This is a genomic window from Yoonia sp., from assembly GCF_017854565.1.
Lineage (GTDB): Bacteria > Pseudomonadota > Alphaproteobacteria > Rhodobacterales > Rhodobacteraceae > Yoonia.
Genome location: NZ_JAFMHJ010000014.1, coordinates 12,675 through 32,095 on the forward strand (window position 1 = coordinate 12,675; position 19,421 = coordinate 32,095).

A 19,421-nucleotide genomic window follows, 5' to 3' on the forward strand; every position below is an offset into this window, starting at 1 on the left:
CCAACCCTCAAGCGGTGGCGCCTTAACCTTGCGGTTGTTTCAGCGCCCGCAGACAGGCAAGCGTTGCCGCAATCATCGCCGAGCCATCGGGGGTAGCGGCCACTTGCGTCGTTTGTGCTGGCAGACCGGGCGGCAATACAGCACCACTGATCGCCACGACATGCAGCGGGGCCTCGAATGGCCTGCTTTGGGCGAATATCGCGCCGGTGCGCGGCGAAAACAACGGCACGACAACCGGATTTTGGCCCGCAAGCGCGGTCTGGGCCTGCGCCGTCAACGGCAGCACCTGCTGATCATAGGCGATGATATCGCGGCACGGGATGCCCGCGCGCGCCAGCGTCGGCGCGATGTTGCCCCGCGCGTGACGCCCCCGGATATGCGCCAAATGGCCGATGGGCCGTTTTGACATGATCAAAGCGGTCAGCTGCGCCGCGTCGCCGGGGCCGGTGATGGTTTCGAAACCCAGATCACGCGCCGCTTCTGCCGTGCGGTCACCCACGCAAAACGCGGGAATATCGGTGCGCAGGCGTAACCGTTCGGCCTGTGCCACGCCATTAAACGACGTAAAGATGACGCCCGACAGGTCGGACAGATCATGGGCAACGGGGACCGACAGGATCTGCAGCAAGGGCGATAGAATAACGTGCAGATCACCGCCCCACGCGCGCTGGACCGCCGCAGCAAAAGCAGCGCCCTGCGGGTCGGGCCGGGTCACGATCAGGGTCGGGGTCATGGGCCCACCATTGTTTGCATTGATCTGCAGTGTTACCTGCGAAGCATAAAGGCGCAACCGGAACAGACATGACAAAACACCTGACCATTCTTGGCATCGAAAGCAGCTGCGATGACACGGCTGCCGCCGTTGTGCGCGGCACGACGATCCTGTCGTCGGTGGTCTACGGCCAAACTGCGCTGCACGCTGATTTCGGCGGTGTCGTCCCCGAGATTGCCGCCCGTGCCCATGCCGAAAAGCTGGATCACTGCATCGAAGAGGCGCTGGCCACCGCACAGCTATCGTTCGGCGATTTGGACGCCATTGCAGTCACCGCCGGGCCGGGCCTGATTGGCGGCGTGCTGTCCGGGGTGATGTGCGCCAAGGGGATTTCCGCCGCAACCGGTCTGCCATTGATCGGGGTGAACCATCTGGCCGGGCACGCGCTGACCCCGCGACTGACGGACCAGACCGCATTTCCCTATCTGATGTTGCTGGTGTCGGGCGGCCATTGCCAGTTTTTGATTGTCGAGGCGCATGACCGTTATCGGCGCATCGGCGGGACGATTGACGACGCCCCCGGCGAGGCGTTCGACAAGACCGCCCGCATCCTGGGCCTGCCGCAACCCGGCGGCCCCGCCGTCGAAAAGGCGGCTGAACGCGGTGACGCCAAGCGGTTCAAATTGCCGCGACCGCTGCTGAACCAACCGGGGTGTGACCTGTCATTTTCGGGGCTGAAGACGGCGATGCTGCGCGCGCGCGACGGCGTCGTGGCCACGTCTGGCGGGCTGACCGTGCAGGATCAGGCCGATCTGAGCGCCGGGTTTCAGGCCGCAGTTGCCGATATCCTGACCGAGAAGGCCCGGCGTGCGATGCTTATATATATAGCCATGAACCCCGCGACGCGGTCCTTTGCGATTGCGGGTGGTGTTGCTGCGAATGGGCCGATCCGCACGGCGCTCATGGCGCTTTGTGCCGGGTTAGACACTGTTTTCATCGCACCGCCCCTGCATCTTTGCACCGATAACGCCGCGATGATCGCCTATGCCGGGGTCGAGCGGATGGCGAAGGCTGAGGTTGACGATATGACACTTTCGGCGCGGCCACGGTGGCCCTTGGATGACAGGGCCGCGCCGATGCTGGGGTCGGGCAAAAAGGGGGCAAAGGCATGAAAATCGGGATCGTGGGCGGCGGTGCGTTTGGCACGGCACTGGGTGTTGCGCTGGCGCTGGATGGCAATGACATTGCCCTGTGGGCGCGTGATCCTGCAGCGGTTGACCAGATGCAAACGCAGCGCAGCAATGCCAAGCTGCCGGGTGTCAGCCTGCCCCAGAACATGACGGTTTCAGCCGTGTTAGACACTATTTTTGACCGAGACATTATTTTGTTGGCGATTCCGGCGCAGACATTGCGCGCATTTCTGACGTGCCATGCGGACAGGTTGGGCGGTAAATATCTGGTGGCATGTTGCAAGGGCATTGACCTGACCCGCATGACCGGCCCGGCCAGTACGATCCGCGATCTGGTGCCCGATGCGATTGCGGCGGTGCTGACCGGGCCCAGCTTTGCCGCCGATATCGCACGCGGGTTGCCGACTGCGCTGACCCTTGCCTGCGCCGATGATGCGGCGGGCGAGATCATGCAGGTGGCACTGTCGACAACGGCGTTGCGGCTGTACCGGACGACCGACACGATCGGCGCCGAACTGGGTGGCGCGCTGAAAAATGTCATGGCGATTGCGGCGGGCATCACGATTGGCGCCGGTCTGGGCGAAAGCGCGCGCGCCGCGCTGATCACGCGCGGATTTCCGGAAATGCAGCGGCTGGCGGCGGCATTGGGTGCCGCGCCCGATACCCTGTTTGGACTTTCGGGGTTGGGCGATCTTGTGTTGACCTGCACATCCGATCAATCCCGCAATTACCGCTATGGTCTGGCCCTGGGCCAAGGCAAACCGTTTGATGAATATGCCACGGTCGAGGGCGCTGCGACCGCCCGTGCGGTCCAACAGTTGGCGCATGATCTGGACATTGACCTGCCGATCTGCACGGTAGTGGCTGACCTGACGACCCATAAAACCGATGTTGCCGCCGCGCTGAACGCGCTGCTGTCGCGTCCATTAAAGGAAGAATAAATGCGCTTTGCCCTGATCACAAAAGACAAACCCGGTGCGTTGCAAACCCGGCTGGATAACCGCGATGCGCATTTGGCCTATATCGCGGAAACCGGCGTTGTCGAAATGGCCGGGCCGTTTCTGGACGCAAGCGACCAGATGTGCGGGTCGCTGATCGTACTGGAGTTGGCCGATATGGCGGCGGCACAGGCATGGGCCGATAATGATCCGTACAACAAGGCCGGTTTATTCAGCGAAGTCACGCTGCAGGCCTGGAAAAAGGTCATCGGCTGATGGCCTATTGGTTGTTCAAGTCAGAGCCGGATGTCTGGGGCTGGAATGATCAGGTGGCCAAGGGCGCTGTCGGTGAAGAATGGGGCGGCGTGCGCAATTATCAGGCCCGCAACAACATGCGGGCCATGGCACTGGGTGATCGCGGGTTCTTTTACCATTCGCGCACCGGGCTTGAAATTGTCGGCATCGTCGAGGTTTGCGCGCTGGCCCACCCCGATAGCACCACGGACGACACCCGCTGGGACTGCGTGGACATCAAGGCGGTGCGGCCATTTACAAAGCCGGTCACGCTGGCACAGATCAAGGCCGATCCACGGCTGAACGACATGGTGCTGGTGCATAATTCGCGGCTTTCGGTGCAGCCGGTAACCGAAGACGAATGGCATGTGATCTGCGCATTGGGTGAAACAAAACCCTAGCCGATGGGCCGTTTTGACAGTGTTTTGACAAAAAAAGAGGGCACGGACATAATCCGAACCCTCTTTCCACCCCGCGTGCTCCCAAGCCACCACACGCTATTGAAATTTAGGTCCGGGCCATACTGGCCGTTTGTTTGTGATACACGACATAGGCGTGCGCAGGCAAACACCAAGCATGGACAAATTTAATCAATTTACCACGACGTGCGCCGGTCTGGCATAAAACGCCCGCCCGAACGGCGCGCGTTTGTGTTTTGATGATCAGCCGTAAATCGCTTCTTTGCCGAAATGCTTGGTCAGCATATAGTAAACCACGGCGCGGTATTTGTTCCGCTCTGATTTGCCGTATATTTCAAGGACTGAATCAATGGCTGTCGTCAGCTCTGGTCCGTCTTTCAGGCCAAGCTTCTTGATGAGAAAGTTGTCTTTTACGGTCGCAATCTCGTCGGGCTGGGTTGCCGCGACGGTCGTCGCATCCGCATTATAGATCGCAGGCCCACAGCCGATCGTGACTTTTGTCAGCAAATCCATGTCAACATTCATGCCACATTTGTTTTGTAGGTCATCCGCATACCGTGCGATTAAATCGTCTCTCTTACCCATTAGAACTGTCCCTAAATTTGGTGTTATTATGCAAAAGACACCGCACTGTGTGCGATGTTAGCGGCAACGTAAGGTCGAACCGCGCGTTTCGCAAAGAAAAAAACCGCGCCAGCAGCGGTGTTTCGCCGCGACAAGACGCGTGACATGCAAACGGCAGGCGCGCGCGATGGCACGGACACGCCTATGTGTCGCGGCTGACTGATGGGGTTCGGATACCGGGGGGGGGTGCAGTTGGGGCGCCGCGATCATGACGCCAGCCGATGCGTCCGTCACGACGCAAAAGGCGCGGAATACTGATTCCGCGCCTTCGTTCGGAGTGTAATCAGTAGCGGTAATGTTCGGGCTTGAACGGCCCTTCGACTGTCACGCCGATATAATCGGCCTGATCCTTGCGCAACTCGGTCAGCTTGACGCCAATCCGGGCCAGATGCAGGCGGGCCACTTTTTCATCCAGCGTCTTGGGCAGGATAAAGACGCCGGGCTGATATTCATCGCCTTTCGTCCAAAGCTCGATCTGGGCCAGCACCTGATTTGTGAAAGAGGCGGACATCACAAAGGATGGGTGGCCGGTGGCGTTGCCAAGATTAAGCAGGCGCCCTTCGGACAACAGGATCAAACGGTGCCCATTGGGCATTTCGATCATGTCGACCTGTTCCTTGATGTTCGTCCACTTGTGGTTTCTCAGCGCGGCGACCTGAATTTCATTGTCGAAGTGGCCGATGTTGCCGACGATCGCCATATCCTTCATCTCGCGCATATGCTCGATCCGGATGACGTCCTTGTTGCCGGTCGTGGTGATAAAGATGTCGGCGGTGTCCAGTACGTCCTCGAGCAGAACAACCTCGAACCCATCCATGGCGGCTTGCAGCGCGCAGATTGGGTCAACTTCGGTGACTTTGACGCGCGCGCCGGCACCCGACAGTGATGCGGCGGACCCTTTGCCGACGTCGCCGTAGCCGCAGACGACGGCAACCTTGCCGGCCATCATCGTATCAGTGGCGCGGCGGATACCATCGACCAGCGATTCCTTGCAGCCGTATTTGTTGTCGAACTTGGACTTTGTGACGCTGTCGTTGACGTTGATCGCAGGGAAGGGCAGCTGGCCCTTCTTGTGCAGATCATACAGCCGATGCACGCCGGTTGTCGTTTCTTCGGACACACCTTTGATCGCATCGCGTGTTTTGGTGAACCAGCCGGGGCTTTGCGCCATGCGTTTCTTGATCTGCGCAAAAATCGCATCTTCCTCTTCCGAGGTCGGGACGGCAAGCAGCGCCGTCTCGCCCGCCTCGACCCGCGCGCCCAGCAACACGTAAAGCGTTGCATCGCCGCCATCATCGAGGATCATGTTCGCGCCGTCAGGGAATTGGAATGACCGGTCGAGGTAGTCCCAATGCTCTGTCAATGTCTGGCCCTTGACCGCAAAGACCGGCGTGCCGCCTTCGGCGATAGCCGCTGCGGCGTGGTCCTGGGTGGAAAAGATGTTGCACGATGCCCAGCGCACATCAGCACCCAGCGCATTCAGCGTTTCGATCAGAACGGCAGTCTGGATCGTCATGTGCAGCGAACCGACAATGCGCGCGCCCTTCAGCGGTTGCTTGTCGCCGTATTCCTGACGCAGGGCCATCAGCCCCGGCATTTCGGTTTCTGCGATATCCAATTCCTTGCGGCCATACGCGGCAAGTGCAATATCTTTGATGATGTAGTCGCGTGGCATTTCGTATCTCTCCTAAAACGGTTTGGCGGTCCAATAACATTGCGGCTGGCTTGCCACAATCCAAAGCTGCGTATTAATGAAGCCTGTCAAGAACAGATGAAGGTGACATCGGCATGAAACAGCCCCGCGCGTGGCAACGGATGCTTTCGGGTCGCAGGCTTGACCTGCTGGACCCGACGCCGGTGGACATTGAAATCGCCGATATCGCCCATGGATTGGCCTTTGTCGCCCGCTGGAATGGGCAGACAAAGGGCGATTTCGCCTATTCCGTTGCGGAACATTCGATTTTGGTAACAGATATTTTCACCCGTCAGCAACCCAATGCCCCGGCGCAATGGCAACTGGCGGCATTGTTGCATGACGCGCCGGAATACGTGATCGGCGACATGATCAGCCCGGTAAAGGCGGCGGTCGGGCCGGGGTATGGCGCGCTTGATGATCGGTTGATGGCCGCGATCCATCTGCGCTTTGGTTTGCCGGCGCAAATTCCGGCAGCCGTAAAGCGACAGATCAAAAAGGCGGACAAGCTGTCAGCGTGGCTGGAGGCGGTGCAGATCGCCGGTTTCACCCGCGCCGAGGCGGACCGGTTTTTCGGCAAGCAGGACCCCGCGCACGTCGCTGGGCTGACCATTCGTTTGCGCCCCCCCAAAGAGGTGCGCGATGAATTTACGACCATACATCACCGGCTGATGAATTCCATGTGATCATCACAGGGTGCGGTGGCCTGGCGCGCCGTCGATGCACCGTAAGGTGGGTTTCAACCCACCCTACCTTGGGCTGCGCTTGGCCAATATCCGCTGCAGCGTACGCCGATGCATCGACAAACGCCGGGCCGTTTCCGAAACATTGCGATCGCACAGCTCGAAAATCCGCTGAATATGCTCCCACCGGACGCGATCCGCGCTCATCGGGTTTTCAGGGGGCGGCGGCAACGTGTGAGTCCGCGCCAGCAGGGCGTTGGTGACATCCGTCGCGTCCGCAGGTTTCGCCAGATAGTCAATCGCGCCGATCTTGACCGCAGCAACCGCCGTCGCAATGGCACCGTATCCGGTCAAGACAACGACCCGGCTTTCGGGTCGCTTTGCCCGCAGCGCTTCGACCACGTCCAGCCCGTTACCGTCCTCAAGCCGCAGATCGACGACCGCATATGCCGGGGGCCGCGCCGTTGCGATGGCCCGCCCGGCCAGAACGGTCCCTGCCATCTCGACCTCAAATCCGCGTTTCTCCATGGCTTTGGCCAAGCGGCGCAGAAACGCCTCGTCATCGTCCACCAAAAGCAGGCTCTTGTCTTCACCTAGGTCCAATGCGTCGGTTTTCATCGTCTATCCCTCGGGTTTCCCGAAAGACAAGGTAGGTCTGCCGGATCACCCGTCAACCAACCGCGATGCTGCAACCAGACACGCCGTGCGCTCTGCGACCTGCGCGGGCGTCGCGTCGCGGCGAAAGAGGTCTGCAAATCCCGTCTGGGGCAGCATCAGATAGGTGAATGTGGAATGCTGCATCAGATAGTAGTCACGATCATCCCCCTGCTTTTGATAGAACGTCCCATACGCCCGCGACGCCGCAGCGATTTGCGCGTCAGATCCCGTCAGCCCGATCATCTTGGGGTGAAAGTTGTCGGTGTAATCGCGCAGGATCGCCGCGGTATCACGCGCCGGGTCGATCGTGATGAAAAGCGGCGTCGCGCTTACCCCCTGTTCGGCCAGAATGTCCACCGCCGCCGCATTGCGCGCCACATCAAGCGGGCAAACATCCGGGCAGAAGGTATAGCCAAAGTAAACCAGCGTCGGTTCGGTGATCACATCAACGTCGGTCACCCTAGCGCCGCCTGCGTTGATCAGCGTGAACGGACCGCCGATACGCCCGCCGACCGCCACTGCGGCGCAGGGGTCTGGTTGGCCGCCCGCCCAGGTCAGCACAAAGGTGCCGCCCACCACCGCAAATGTGATCGCGCCAGCCGCGATTGCGATTGCCTTGGACATCAGCGTATCCTTTCGCTTTATGGTCGCATTGATCGTTGATGCGCGCGCGCTTATCAATTGTCCACCTTGCTGCACAGGTTTCGGAGACCGCATGCCAATTTCAGAATTCGACATGTTTCAGGATCAGCAACGCAGCAACTGGGTGCGTCTGCGCACGCTTGTCACGCTGCGGTGGTTTGCATCGGTCGGTCAGGCCGCCGCGATCATTGTCGCGGTCAATGTCTACGGCCTGCAGCTCGAGGTGGGTTATGCGGTGATGGTTATTGGCGTTTCTGTCATGGCCAATCTTTTTTGCGGTTTCGTCTACCCAGAAAACAAGCGGCTGTCGGAACGCGAAGCCGCGCTGTGGCTGGTGTTTGATATCGTCCAGCTTAGCGCGCTTTTGTTCCTGACAGGGGGGCTGAACAATCCATTCGCCCTGTTGATGCTGGCACCCGTGACCATTGCGGCAACCGTTTTGCACCTGCGCAGCACGGTATCGCTGGGGGTGACCGCGATTGCCCTGATCAGCCTGATCAGTCGCTACAGCGTGCCGCTGGCCACCACCCAGGGCACCGTGCTGGTCCTGCCAGAGCTGTTCCAGTTCGGGTTTTGGATGGCGCTGATGATCGGCGTTGTCTTTCTTGCGATCTATGCCCGGCAGGTGACAACCGAAATGCACACCATGGGCGAGGCGTTGGTTGCGACCCAAATGGCGCTGGCACGGGAACAAAAGCTGACGGATCTGGGTGGCGTCGTCGCCGCCGCCGCGCATGAATTGGGCACGCCGCTGGCCACCATCAAACTTGTCAGCAGCGAGCTGATGGAGGAATTGGAAAACCATCCAGAGTTGATGGAGGATGCCGCGCTGATCCGCCAGCAAGCCGACCGCTGCCGCGACATCCTGCAATCGATGGGACGTGCCGGAAAGGATGATTTGCAGCTGCGCCACGCCCCGCTTGAAACCGTCGTCCGCGAGGCCGCCGAGCCGCATATGGCGCGCGGCAAACTGGTCGGGTTTCATGTCGCCCCGACAGACGAGGCCGATCTGACCCAGCCGACGATCGCACGTCGCCCGGAAATCATTCACGGGCTGCGCAATCTGATACAGAATGCCGTCGACTTTTCACAAAGCGAGGTCCGCATCGACGTCAGCTGGTCCGCAGATGAAATCAGCGTGCGAATCTCCGACGATGGGAATGGCTTTCCGCCATCGGTGATCGGGCGCATTGGCGATCCGTATGTCCGGCGGCGCAGGTTTGCCGAAGATGGCAACCGCAGGCCGGGCTACGAAGGCATGGGGCTGGGGCTATTTATTGCGAAAACGCTGCTCGAAAGGTCCGGCGCGCGGCTGACCTTTGCCAATAGTCGCCGACATGGGCACGCGGGCTGGGCTGGGCAGGCCACGGGCGGCGCAATTGTGAGCGTGACATGGACCCGGTCCGCGATGCCACGGATCGACCAGCCCCGCAGCCGCGCATTGGGTAAGAACAAACCGATTGATCCCTGGCCACAGCCCAAGCGCACTTAACCGGACATTAACCTTCGTGCCGGATGGTGCCATTGAGGCTGATCAGGGATGTTTGTGCGATGTGGATGAGCTTGGTAAACCTGTTTGCGGTGGCGTGCGGTGCGGTCACGGGCGCGGGAATTTTGTTCGCGGGACTGCGGCTGCTTGATCGGCGCGGTCAACCACCCGCGACGGCGCCACATGGCAGCGTTGCGGGGCCGGTATTTCTGTTTCAGGATCAGCATTTGCTTGATGCGACCCCAGACGCGGCCGCCATGATTACCCCCCGGTTCGATCATATGGGTGATCTTGATGCCGCCATTCACGCCCTGTCGCCGCATTTCCCGACCTTGCGCGACACGCTGGCTGGCGGAACGTCGGGAAAAACCCGGATTGAGGGTAATAAACCCGATGGCCTGTGGATAGAGGTTGATAAAATCGCAGATCGGCTTCGTCTTGCCGTGCTTGGCGACAAGACAGCCACGAACCCTGGGGCAAGTGCCGTCATTGAACGTGACGTGCGCCTGTCCGAACTGGCCATGCTGCGCGACATGACCCAGCATAGTCCGCAATTGATCTGGCAAGAGGGGCCGACAGGCAAACTGCTTTGGGCAAACCATGCGTACCTGTCGCTGTGCGACAATCTGCACGGCACCGACGCAAACAGCCAGTCATCCTGGCCCAGCGCGTCACTTTTCCCCGACCTGCATGAAACGCTTGTCTCCAAGGGGACATCCGTGCGCCGCATGTCGATTACCCTGCCACACCAAAAGGCAGAGCAGTGGTTTGACGTCACCAGCGTCAAGCGCGATGATGGGTTCATGCATTTTGCGGCGGACGCGAATGCCATCGTCCGCGCAGATCAGGAACGCCGCCATTTTGTGCAATCGCTGAGCAAGACATTCGCAGACCTGTCGATCGGGCTGGCGATTTTTGACAAACGGCGGCAGCTGTCCATGTTCAATCCTGCCCTGCTTGATATGACACGTCTGCCCGTCGATTTCCTGAGCATGCGCCCGACGCTTGATGCCGTTCTGGACAAGTTACGGGAATCGCGGATGCTACCAGAGCCCAAGAATTACACGTCTTGGCGTGACGGGTTCACCGCCCTTGAAGCCGCCGCCAAGAAAGGTCGTTATACCGAAATATGGAACCTGCCCGAGGGGCAAACCTATCGGGTGACAGGCCGCCCGCATCCTGACGGCGCCTTTGCATTCTTGTTCGAAGATATCAGCGCCGAAATATCGCTAACCCGGCGGTTCCGGTCCGACATTGAAACAGGTCAGGCAGTTCTGGACACCCTGCCCGAAGCCATCGCGGTGTTTTCCAGCGCAGGCACGATGGTGATGTCGAACGCGGCCTATGCCCGGATTTGGGGTGCGGTGTCGGATGAACGGGTCAAACAGCATGAACTGCAAGCCGCGATGCGGATTTGGCAGTCCCGTTGCACGCCGACCCAAATGTGGGCCGACCTGCGGCAATTCATCCACCTTTTGGGGGCGCGCAAACCTTGGTCGGACGACGCGATTCTTGATGATGGTCGGCATCTGCGGTGTCATGCCAACCCTATTTCCGGCGGCATGACGATGGTCAAATTCAGCTTTGCCCCGCCGATGAAACCAATCATCCGCAAACTGACCATGCCTGATTCCGCGTTACTGGCCGCCAAGCGCTGATTTGACTTGCAGGCGTTGCCCAAGACCATAGTCTTTGTGCATGTCCACACCACCAACCCAACTTGCCCTACCTGACGAGGCTGACACGGCTGCATTTGCGGCCCGGATCGCCCCATTGCTGCGCCCCGGCGACACAATTCTGCTGGAAGGTGCGATTGGCGCCGGGAAATCCGCGTTTTCGCGCGCGTTGATCCGCGCCCGCCTTGGCCGGATGGAGGATGTTCCGTCACCGACGTTCACGCTGGTCCAAACCTATGAAGACCCCGCAGGCGACATCTGGCATTGCGATCTGTACCGCCTGACCCACCCAGATGAAGCGTTCGAGCTGGGGTTGGACGATGCGTTTGCCACCGCAATTTGCCTGATCGAATGGCCGGACCGGCTTGGGTCCGATACGCCCAAGGGCGCGTTGCGGCTGACGTTTTCCGCTGAACCCACGGGGCACGCCGTTGCGATCGATGCGCCGCCCGTCTGGGCCGCGCGATTGGACAATCTGGATGGATGATCGCGCGGCATCGGTTGACGGCTTCTTGGCACACTCCGACTGGGCCGGTTGGGCACGTGCCGCACTGGCCGGTGATGCATCGGGGCGGCGTTACATGCGGCTGTCACTGGCAAGTGAAAGCGTGATCTTAATGGACGCGCCGCCGGACAATGGCGAGGATACCCGCCCCTTTGCCACGATTGCGGCATGGCTGGCGGCGCAGGGGCTGTGCCCCCCGCGCATTCTGGCGCATGACGCGGAACACGGGATCATGATCCTGTCGGATCTGGGCCGGGATGATTTCGCGCGCTGGTTGACGACAACGCCGCAAGACGCCGCAACGATGTACCGCGCCGCCATTGATGTCTTGGTGCATGTGCAGGCCCGCGACATTGATCTGCCGTTGGTCCGCATGACGCCACAGGTCGCCGCCGGGATGATTGACGTGGCGGGGACCTTTTATGCCAAGGCCGATGTCACCGATCTGATGCGCGCCGTTGAACGCGCGTTCGAAACCTATGCGCCAATTCCCGACACGCTTGCCCTGCGTGATTATCATGCCGAGAACCTGATTTGGCGGCCGGAGAAAGCCGGATTGGCCCGCGTTGGGCTGCTGGACTTTCAAGATGCGTTCATGGCACCTGCTGGCTATGATCTTGCCTCGCTGTTGCGGGACGTGCGGCGGGATATTGACCCCGCCCTTGCAAAGACCATGATGCAGTATTTTATCGAAAAAACCGGCGCGGACGATGGGTTTGCGGCAAAGTTTGCCTGTCTGGGCGCGCAGCGCAACCTGCGTATACTTGGCGTTTTCGCACGGCTGTCGCAGATTGCCGACAAGGGCCGATATGTCGATTTGATCCCGCGGGTCTGGGACAACCTGATGCGCGATCTTGGGCACCCCGCGCTTGCCGTGCTGCGCGAGGCCACGCTGGACACCTTGCCGCGACCCGACACCGCTACACTGGCAAGGCTGCGCGCATGAGCACGCCAATTCTTTTGTTTGCCGCAGGTCTGGGGACGCGGATGGGCGATTTGGTGCGGGATCGGCCAAAGCCAATGGTCCGCGTGGCCGGGCGGGCGCTGATTGATCATGCGCTGGCGCTGACGGAACTGCCCGATCTGGGCCCGCGCGTGGTGAACCTGCATTACAAGGCAGGTATGCTGCGCGCCCATCTGGACGGGCAGGATATCGTTTTTTCAGATGAAACGGCACTGTTGCGCGAAACGGGTGGCGGCCTGCAACAAGCGCTGCCGCTGCTGAACCAAAGTCCGGTCATTACGATGAATACCGATGCGGTCTGGCGCGGTCCCAACCCGATTGCGCAACTGCTGGCATCCTGGCGCCAAGAGATGGAGGCGCTGCTGCTGGTAATCCCCAAGACGCAGGTGACCGGGCATCTGGGCAAGGGCGACTTTGCGATTGACGCGGCCGGGCGGCTGCACCGTGGGCCCGCAGATATCTATACCGGCGTTCAGATTATCCGCACAGACACCCTGGTACAGGTCAAAGAGGATGCTTTTTCGATGAATGTGATCTGGGATCAGATGGCGGCACGCGGCGGGCTTTTTGGGGTCCGGTATGATGGCCAATGGTGCGACGTCGGCCAACCGTCAAGTATTCCGCTGGCCGAGGCGATGCTGGATGTTTGAACCGACCGACACCCCCCGCATCTTTGGCGCGCCCCCCGGCGTCGATTTCGCACAGGGGCTGGTGGATGGGCTGGTCGCGCGGGGCGCGGGCATGTCCCCCACCGATTGGGCCAGGGTCGAGATTTACGTCAATACGACCCGGATGCAGCGCCGCATCCGCACGGTTTTTGACGCCGGGCCAGCGCGGCTGCTGCCCCGGATCAGGTTGATCACCGATCTGGCGATGGACCCCGTGTCGATCCAGATCCCGCCGCCTGTTTCGCCCCTGCGACGGCGGCTGGAACTGTCGCAATTCGTGGCCAAATTGTTGGAACAGGAACCCGATCTGGCACCGCGTGCGGCGCTTTATGATCTGTCGGACAGTCTGGCCAAGTTGATGGACGAAATGCAGGGCGAAGGGGTTGGCCCCGATAAGATCGCGGGGCTGGATGTTTCGGATCAGTCCGGTCATTGGGACCGCGCGCTGCAATTCCTACGGATCATTGCCCCGTTCTTTGGCGATACCGCCGAGGCGCCGGACAAAGAGGCCCGCCAAAGGATGGTGATTGAGGCCTTGGCCGCCCGCTGGTCAAATACGCCGCCGCGCCATCCGGTGATCATTGCCGGCTCTACAGGATCGCGGGGGGCGACGGCGCGGTTCATGCAGGCGGTCGCCGCATTGCCGCAGGGTGCGATTATCCTGCCAGGGTATGATTTTGATCTGCCCAACAGCGTTTGGACCGGCATGGACGACGTCATGACAGCCGAGGATCATCCGCAGTATCGGTTCCGCCACCTGATGGATCTGATCGGGTTTGCACCGCAGGATGTCGCCCGCTGGGCACGGACAGAACCCGCGCAACCGGCCCGAAACCGGCTGGTGTCACTGTCGTTGCGGCCTGCGCCCGTGACAAATCAATGGTTGGAAGAGGGCCCCGGGCTTGGTGATCTGATGGCCGCAACGGATGGCATCACCCTGATCGAGGCGACATCACCGCGCGCAGAGGCCGAAACGATTGCCCTGCGGCTGCGCCAAGCCGCAGAAGACGGGATCACCGCCGCGCTTATTTCACCTGACCGTATGCTGACGCGGCAGGTGACCGCCGCGCTGGATCGCTGGGACATTCGCCCCGATGACAGCGCGGGAACGCCGCTGGCGCTGTCGCCGCCGGGGCGTTTGCTGCGACATGTGGCCGATCTTTTTGGCAAGCCGCTGACCGGTGAGGCGCTGTTGACGCTGCTGAAACATCCGCTGTGCCATTCGGCGCGCGAAGACAGGGGTGCGCATCTGCGGCGCACGCGCGAATTGGAACTGCATTTGCGGCGCAGGGGCCCGCCGTTCCCCACCGCCGATACGTTGATCGCCTGGGCCGGAAAAGACACCGACCGGCTGCCATGGGCTCGCTGGCTGGCGGATGTGATTGTTGGGCATGATGCGGTTTTGGCGCGCCCGCTTGCGGCGCACCTTGATACCCATCTGATGCTGGCGCAAACGCTGTGCGCGGGACCTGATGCGCCCGGCGCAGGCGGGCTGTGGGACGAGGCGGCAGGCCGCGAGGCGCGGCGGATATGTGACATGCTGTTGCGGGATGCCGACGCGGGCGGAGAGATGGACACCAGTGACTATTCCGCCCTATTTGGGGCAGTTTTGGCTGATGGCGTGGTCCGTGACCGCGATGCGGGGCATCCGCATATCCTGATCTGGGGCACGCTCGAGGCGCGGGTGCAAGGCGTTGACCTGACCATTCTGGGCGGCATGAACGATGGCGTCTGGCCCGAGGCGCCGCCACCTGATCCCTGGCTGAACCGTGCGATGCGCAAGGCGGCGGGGCTGCTGCTGCCAGAGCGACGGATCGGGCTTTCGGCACATGATTATCAACAAGCCGTCGCCGGGCGCGAGGTTTGGATCACGCGGGCAAAACGATCGGCTGATGCGGAAACCGTGCCGTCGCGATGGGTGAACCGGTTGACCAACCTGCTGAACGGTCTGCCGCAGCAAAACGGTGTTATCGCATTGCAGGCCATGAAGGCGCGGGGCGATCATTGGTCAGCGATGGCCGCCACCCTTTCCGCGCCCCAAACGCGGGCCGATCCCGCGCCGCGCCCATCACCGCAGCCACCCGTCGCAGCGCGACCCGATCATATCTCGGTGACGCAGGTCAAAACGCTGATCCGCGACCCCTTTGCGATTTACGCGCGCAAGGTGCTTCGGTTGAACCCGCTTGATCCACTGGTGCCGACAGCCGACGCGCCGCTGCGTGGCATTATCGTGCATGCGATCCTTGAAAGGTTCATCGCGGAAAACCATGCCCCCGGCGATCGGGACGCGCTGATGACGATCACGCGGGAACTATTCGCAGAACAGTGCCCCTGGCCAACGATCCGGGCGCAATGGATTGCCCGGATGGACCGGGTCGCGGATACGTTCCTGACCGCCGAAGTTGCGCGCCGCGCCATCGCCGACATGCAAATGATCGAGATCGACGGCCAGATCGTCGTGCCGCACGTCAATGTCACCCTGACCTGCAAAGCCGACCGGATTGACCTGACGCCAGACGGCGATGCCTTGATTTATGACTACAAGACCGGCGTCGTGCCATCACCCCCACAGCAGGAAAACTTTGACAAGCAACTGCTGCTCGAGGCCGCCATGGTAGAGCGCGGCGCCTTTGCCGCACTGGGCGCCCGCCCGGTCCAATCCGCCACATTCATCGGGGTCAATGCCGCCATGAAGAACGTCGAGGCACCATTGAAGAAACAGCCCCCAGATCAGGTTTGGGCCGCGTTAGAGACGCTTTTGGCCCATTGGCAACGCAATGATCGCGGCTATACCGCGCGGCTGGCGCTGTTTTCCAAAACCGACATCAGCCCCTATGATCATCTGTCCCGCTATGGCGAATGGGACACCAGCCAACCCCCGGAACCACAGGTGCTGACATGATCCGCGACGCCGCAACGCAACGGCAGGTCGATGCCGCCGATCCGGGCATTTCAACCTGGCTGTCGGCCAATGCCGGTTCGGGCAAGACGCGGGTTCTGACGGACCGCGTGGCGCGGCTTTTGCTGGAAAAAGTATCGCCGCAGAACATCTTGTGCCTGACCTATACCAAGGCCGCCGCAGCCGAGATGCAGAACCGTTTGTTCAAACGGCTGGGCGAATGGGCGATGATGGCGGACGATGATCTGCGCGATGATCTGCGCGCGCTGGGTGTGGACCGTGTGATCGACGCGGTCCAGTTGCGCGAGGCGCGGACACTGTTTGCGCGCGCGATTGAAACGCCGGGTGGACTGAAAATTCAGACAATCCATTCGTTCTGTGCCGGTGTGCTGCGCCGATTCCCGCTTGAGGCGGGGGTCAGTCCGCAGTTCCGCGAAATGGAGGACCGCACGGCCCAGCTTTTGCGCGCCGAGGTCATGGACCAGATGGTGACAGGCCCTGACGCGCAGGTCGTCCATGATGTGCTGACCCATTTTACCGGCAATGATCTGGTGCAGCTTACCGCCGAGGTGGCCGGCAAGCGCGATCATTTTGCCCACGCCGTGACCGCGGCTGACATCAAGGCAACGCTGGATCTGCCCGCCAATGCCCAGCGCGCCGATGCGCTGGCGCTTGCGTTCCAGGGCCACGAGGCGGATATCGTCGCAGAGCTGGCAGAGGCGTTTCGGGACCAGTCGCCATCGTATAAAAAGCTGGCTGAGACGTTGAAGGGGTTGGACTATAAAACCCCGAATTGGGCCGGGTTAGACACGCTTTGCCAGCTTTTTCTTTACGCCAATACCTGCAATTCCAAATCCGTGAACTTCCCCCAAAGCAACCACGGCAAAGCGGTCGAGGCGATGGCACCGATCGCGGATGCTGTCCATGATTGGATGGACCGGGTCGCGGCGGGCAAGGCGCATTTATGGGCGATGGATGCGGTAGAGCGAACATTGGCGATCTATCGGTTTGGCGCCGTGTTCGTCCCCGCCTATGAGGCCCGCAAGCTGGCCATGGGCGCGCTGGATTTTGATGATCTGATCCGCAAGGCAAAGGCGTTGCTGACCGACCGCGACGTCGCGCAGTGGGTGCTGTTCCGGCTGGACGGCGGCATTGATCACGTTCTGGTGGACGAGGCGCAGGACACCAGCCCGACGCAATGGGCGGTGATTGAACAGCTCACCCATGAATTTGCCGCCGGAATCGGCGCACAGCCGGAACGCGAACGGACCGTATTTGTGGTCGGCGACAAGAAACAGTCGATCTATTCGTTTCAGGGTGCGGACCCGGCGGCGTTTGATCAGATGAAAACCCATTTTCGTGCGGCCCACGACGCGGTTGGCAAAGGCTTCGAAGTGACGTCGCTGGATCATTCGTTCCGGTCGTCGCAGGCGATCCTGTCGGTCGTGGATCAAACCTTTGTCGCAGAGCGGGCCGAGGGGATGGACGACAGCCTAAGCCACATCGCCTTCAAAGATCAGATGCCGGGGCGTGTCGATCTGTGGCCGGTGATCGAGAAATCCAGCACCGATGACAGTCGCAACTGGTACGACCCCGTCGATGAACCAAGCGAGACGGATCACACCGTTGTAATGGCCAGCCGTGTCGCGGGGCAAATCCAGCGGATGATCGCGCATGAAACGATCCCGGTGGAAATCGGCCGAACCGGCACGTACCAGCGCCGCCCGATCACCGAGGGTGATATTCTGATCCTTGTGCAGCGCCGGTCAGAGCTGTTTGCCGAGATCATTCGCGCCTGCAAGGCCGCCGGCCTTCAGATTGCCGGCGCAGACAGATTGCGCGTCGGGGCCGAATTGGCCGTCAAGGATTTGGCCGCATTGCTTAGCTTTCTGGCGCTGCCAGAGGATGATCTGGCGTTGGCCGCCGCTCTGCGGTCGCCGCTGTTTGACTGGTCAGAGCAGGCATTGTTTACGCTGGCGCATCATCGTCCGCAAAAGGGTTTCCTGTGGGCTGCACTGCGCGACGGGAATTATGCCCGGACGCGGCGCGTACTGGACGATCTGCGCACGGCCTCTGATTTTCTGCGCCCCTATGATTTGATCGAGCGCATTCTGACCCGCCACGACGGACGGCGCAAATTGCTGGCCCGGCTGGGACCAGAGGCCGAGGATGGCATTGACGCGCTACTGTCGCAGGCGCTTGCCTATGAAAGCACCGGCGTGCCCAGTTTGACCGGATTCCTGACGTGGATGGAAACCGATGATCTTGAGGTCAAGCGCCAGATGGACAGTCAGGGCGACCGCATTCGCGTGATGACCGTGCACGGCGCAAAGGGGCTTGAGGCGCCGATTGTGATCCTGCCCGACACGGCCAAGCGCGACGTCAAGGTGAACGCCGAACTGCTGCCTGCGGGTGACCACCTGATCTGGAAAACACCAACCCCGCAATCCGCCCCTGCGGTCACCGCGTTGCGCACCGAGGTGATTGCAAAACAGGCGCGCGAGCGGTTGCGGCTGCTCTATGTGGCGATGACGCGGGCCGAAAAATGGTTGATCATCGGTGCCGCCGGTGACGTGGGTGAGGGCGGCGCGAGTTGGTATAACATCGTCGCCGACGGAATGCGGCAGCGCGGCGATTTCGATGCCACGGCGGGCGACATCACCGTCAAACGTGTGGCGCATCTGGATTGGGACGGCTTGCCGCTGACCACGCCTGTGGTTGTTGCCGCGCCCGATGCTGTCACCCCGTCGTTCGGACCCACGCCCGTGGTCGCGGTCTGCAAAACACTGTCGCCGTCCGAAATGCCGGGGGCCAAGATCATGCCGGGCGATCCCGCTGGTGATGATCTGGACGATGCGCTGGAACGCGGCACGCTGATCCATTTGTTGCTAGAGCATCTGCCGCTGGCACAGCCCGATGACCGGATGGACCTTGGCCTGCGCCTGACCGCTGATCCGGGCATGGTTGCCGAGGTGATGACCCTGCTTGCCGCGCCTGCGCTGGCGCATCTTTGGGACACCGACGCATTGACCGAAGTAGATGTAACCGCCGCATTGCCGGACCTTGGCCGGATGCACGGCACCATCGACCGGCTGCTGGTGACGCCGGACCTCGTGACCGCGATTGACTACAAGACCAACCGTCTGGTGCCAGACACCCCGGCGCAGACGCCAGTCGGGTTGCTGCGGCAGATGGGCGCCTATCACGCCGCACTGTCGCAGGTTTACCCCGATCACCGGATTGAGGTTGCGATTTTATGGACTCAGACCGCGCGATTGATGCCTTTGCCCGACGATCTGCTTCACGATGCGCTGAACGGTGTTACCCCACCTTGACCAACGGGGCCAGGGTTCTTAGGTTCTGGTTTC

At 61.1% G+C, this 19,421-nt stretch carries 17 protein-coding genes; 12 read left to right on the forward strand and 5 right to left on the reverse strand.

Annotated features, from left to right (window positions below; genetic code table 11):
* Nucleotides 1-22: 22 nt before the first annotated feature.
* Nucleotides 23-733, reverse strand: coding sequence for a uroporphyrinogen-III synthase (locus tag QZ196_RS07840; protein ID WP_296425259.1), 711 nt, complete (start codon nucleotides 731-733; stop codon nucleotides 23-25).
* Nucleotides 734-801: 68 nt separating this feature from the next.
* Here QZ196_RS07840 and tsaD point away from each other — a divergent pair, with 68 nt between their 5' ends.
* From tsaD to QZ196_RS07860, 4 genes are read left to right on the forward strand one after another with little or no spacing between them, the layout of a single operon-like run.
* Entirely contained in the window at nucleotides 802-1,884 is a 1,083-nt protein-coding gene (tsaD, locus tag QZ196_RS07845) for a tRNA (adenosine(37)-N6)-threonylcarbamoyltransferase complex transferase subunit TsaD (RefSeq protein ID WP_296425260.1), read from the forward strand.
* A complete protein-coding gene (locus QZ196_RS07850) occupies nucleotides 1,881-2,843 on the forward strand; it encodes an NAD(P)H-dependent glycerol-3-phosphate dehydrogenase (RefSeq protein ID WP_296425261.1) in 963 nt (320 codons plus the stop codon). Before tsaD ends, QZ196_RS07850 begins: the two co-directional genes overlap by 4 nt.
* The gene (locus tag QZ196_RS07855; RefSeq protein ID WP_296425262.1) at nucleotides 2,844-3,116 is read left to right on the forward strand and encodes a YciI family protein; all 273 of its coding nucleotides are present in this window, start codon (nucleotides 2,844-2,846) and stop codon (nucleotides 3,114-3,116) included.
* Entirely contained in the window at nucleotides 3,116-3,535 is a 420-nt protein-coding gene (locus QZ196_RS07860) for an EVE domain-containing protein (RefSeq protein ID WP_296425263.1), read from the forward strand. Before QZ196_RS07855 ends, QZ196_RS07860 begins: the two co-directional genes overlap by 1 nt.
* 261 nt (nucleotides 3,536-3,796) lie before the next feature.
* Here the strand turns inward: QZ196_RS07860 and QZ196_RS07865 are convergent, their stop codons facing one another.
* Both QZ196_RS07865 and ahcY read right to left on the reverse strand, forming a co-directional pair.
* Nucleotides 3,797-4,138 (reverse strand): DUF2853 family protein, encoded by a 342-nt coding sequence (locus tag QZ196_RS07865; protein ID WP_296425264.1) that lies wholly within the window; start codon nucleotides 4,136-4,138, stop codon nucleotides 3,797-3,799.
* 322 nt (nucleotides 4,139-4,460) lie between these two features.
* Nucleotides 4,461-5,852: an adenosylhomocysteinase gene (gene ahcY, locus QZ196_RS07870; RefSeq protein WP_296425265.1), complete on the reverse strand. Its 1,392-nt coding sequence runs from the start codon at nucleotides 5,850-5,852 to the stop codon at nucleotides 4,461-4,463.
* A gap of 113 nt (nucleotides 5,853-5,965) precedes the next feature.
* Between ahcY and QZ196_RS07875 the strand changes: the two genes are divergently transcribed.
* The gene (locus QZ196_RS07875) at nucleotides 5,966-6,556 is read left to right on the forward strand and encodes an HD family hydrolase (RefSeq protein ID WP_296425266.1); all 591 of its coding nucleotides are present in this window, start codon (nucleotides 5,966-5,968) and stop codon (nucleotides 6,554-6,556) included.
* 63 nt (nucleotides 6,557-6,619) lie between these two features.
* Here QZ196_RS07875 and QZ196_RS07880 read toward each other — a convergent pair whose 3' ends face one another.
* Nucleotides 6,620-7,171: an ActR/PrrA/RegA family redox response regulator transcription factor gene (locus tag QZ196_RS07880; RefSeq protein WP_296425267.1), complete on the reverse strand. Its 552-nt coding sequence runs from the start codon at nucleotides 7,169-7,171 to the stop codon at nucleotides 6,620-6,622.
* Between the two features lie 45 nt (nucleotides 7,172-7,216).
* Nucleotides 7,217-7,834 (reverse strand): SCO family protein, encoded by a 618-nt coding sequence (locus QZ196_RS07885; protein WP_296425268.1) that lies wholly within the window; start codon nucleotides 7,832-7,834, stop codon nucleotides 7,217-7,219.
* 91 nt (nucleotides 7,835-7,925) lie between these two features.
* Here QZ196_RS07885 and regB point away from each other — a divergent pair, with 91 nt between their 5' ends.
* The 7 genes from regB (at nucleotide 7,926) to addA (ending at nucleotide 19,388) form a co-directional block, all read left to right on the forward strand.
* The gene (gene regB / locus QZ196_RS07890) at nucleotides 7,926-9,344 is read left to right on the forward strand and encodes a sensor histidine kinase RegB (protein ID WP_296425269.1); all 1,419 of its coding nucleotides are present in this window, start codon (nucleotides 7,926-7,928) and stop codon (nucleotides 9,342-9,344) included.
* Between the two features lie 65 nt (nucleotides 9,345-9,409).
* On the forward strand, nucleotides 9,410-10,999 hold the full coding sequence (locus QZ196_RS07895) for a PAS-domain containing protein (RefSeq protein WP_296425270.1): 1,590 nt from the start codon (nucleotides 9,410-9,412) through the stop codon (nucleotides 10,997-10,999).
* Nucleotides 11,000-11,039: 40 nt separating this feature from the next.
* Entirely contained in the window at nucleotides 11,040-11,504 is a 465-nt protein-coding gene (tsaE, locus tag QZ196_RS07900; protein WP_296425271.1) for a tRNA (adenosine(37)-N6)-threonylcarbamoyltransferase complex ATPase subunit type 1 TsaE, read from the forward strand.
* Nucleotides 11,497-12,468: a phosphotransferase gene (locus tag QZ196_RS07905; RefSeq protein WP_296425272.1), complete on the forward strand. Its 972-nt coding sequence runs from the start codon at nucleotides 11,497-11,499 to the stop codon at nucleotides 12,466-12,468. The genes tsaE and QZ196_RS07905 overlap by 8 nt, the downstream gene beginning before the upstream one ends.
* Nucleotides 12,465-13,136 carry a nucleotidyltransferase family protein gene (locus QZ196_RS07910; protein ID WP_296425273.1) on the forward strand — a complete coding sequence of 224 codons (672 nt, stop codon included), beginning with the start codon at nucleotides 12,465-12,467 and terminating at the stop codon, nucleotides 13,134-13,136. The genes QZ196_RS07905 and QZ196_RS07910 overlap by 4 nt, the downstream gene beginning before the upstream one ends.
* Entirely contained in the window at nucleotides 13,129-16,056 is a 2,928-nt protein-coding gene (gene addB, locus QZ196_RS07915) for a double-strand break repair protein AddB (protein WP_296425274.1), read from the forward strand. The genes QZ196_RS07910 and addB overlap by 8 nt, the downstream gene beginning before the upstream one ends.
* Complete coding sequence (addA, locus tag QZ196_RS07920) at nucleotides 16,053-19,388, forward strand: double-strand break repair helicase AddA (protein WP_296425275.1); 3,336 nt, start codon at nucleotides 16,053-16,055, stop codon at nucleotides 19,386-19,388. The genes addB and addA overlap by 4 nt, the downstream gene beginning before the upstream one ends.
* Nucleotides 19,389-19,421: the final 33 nt, after the last annotated feature.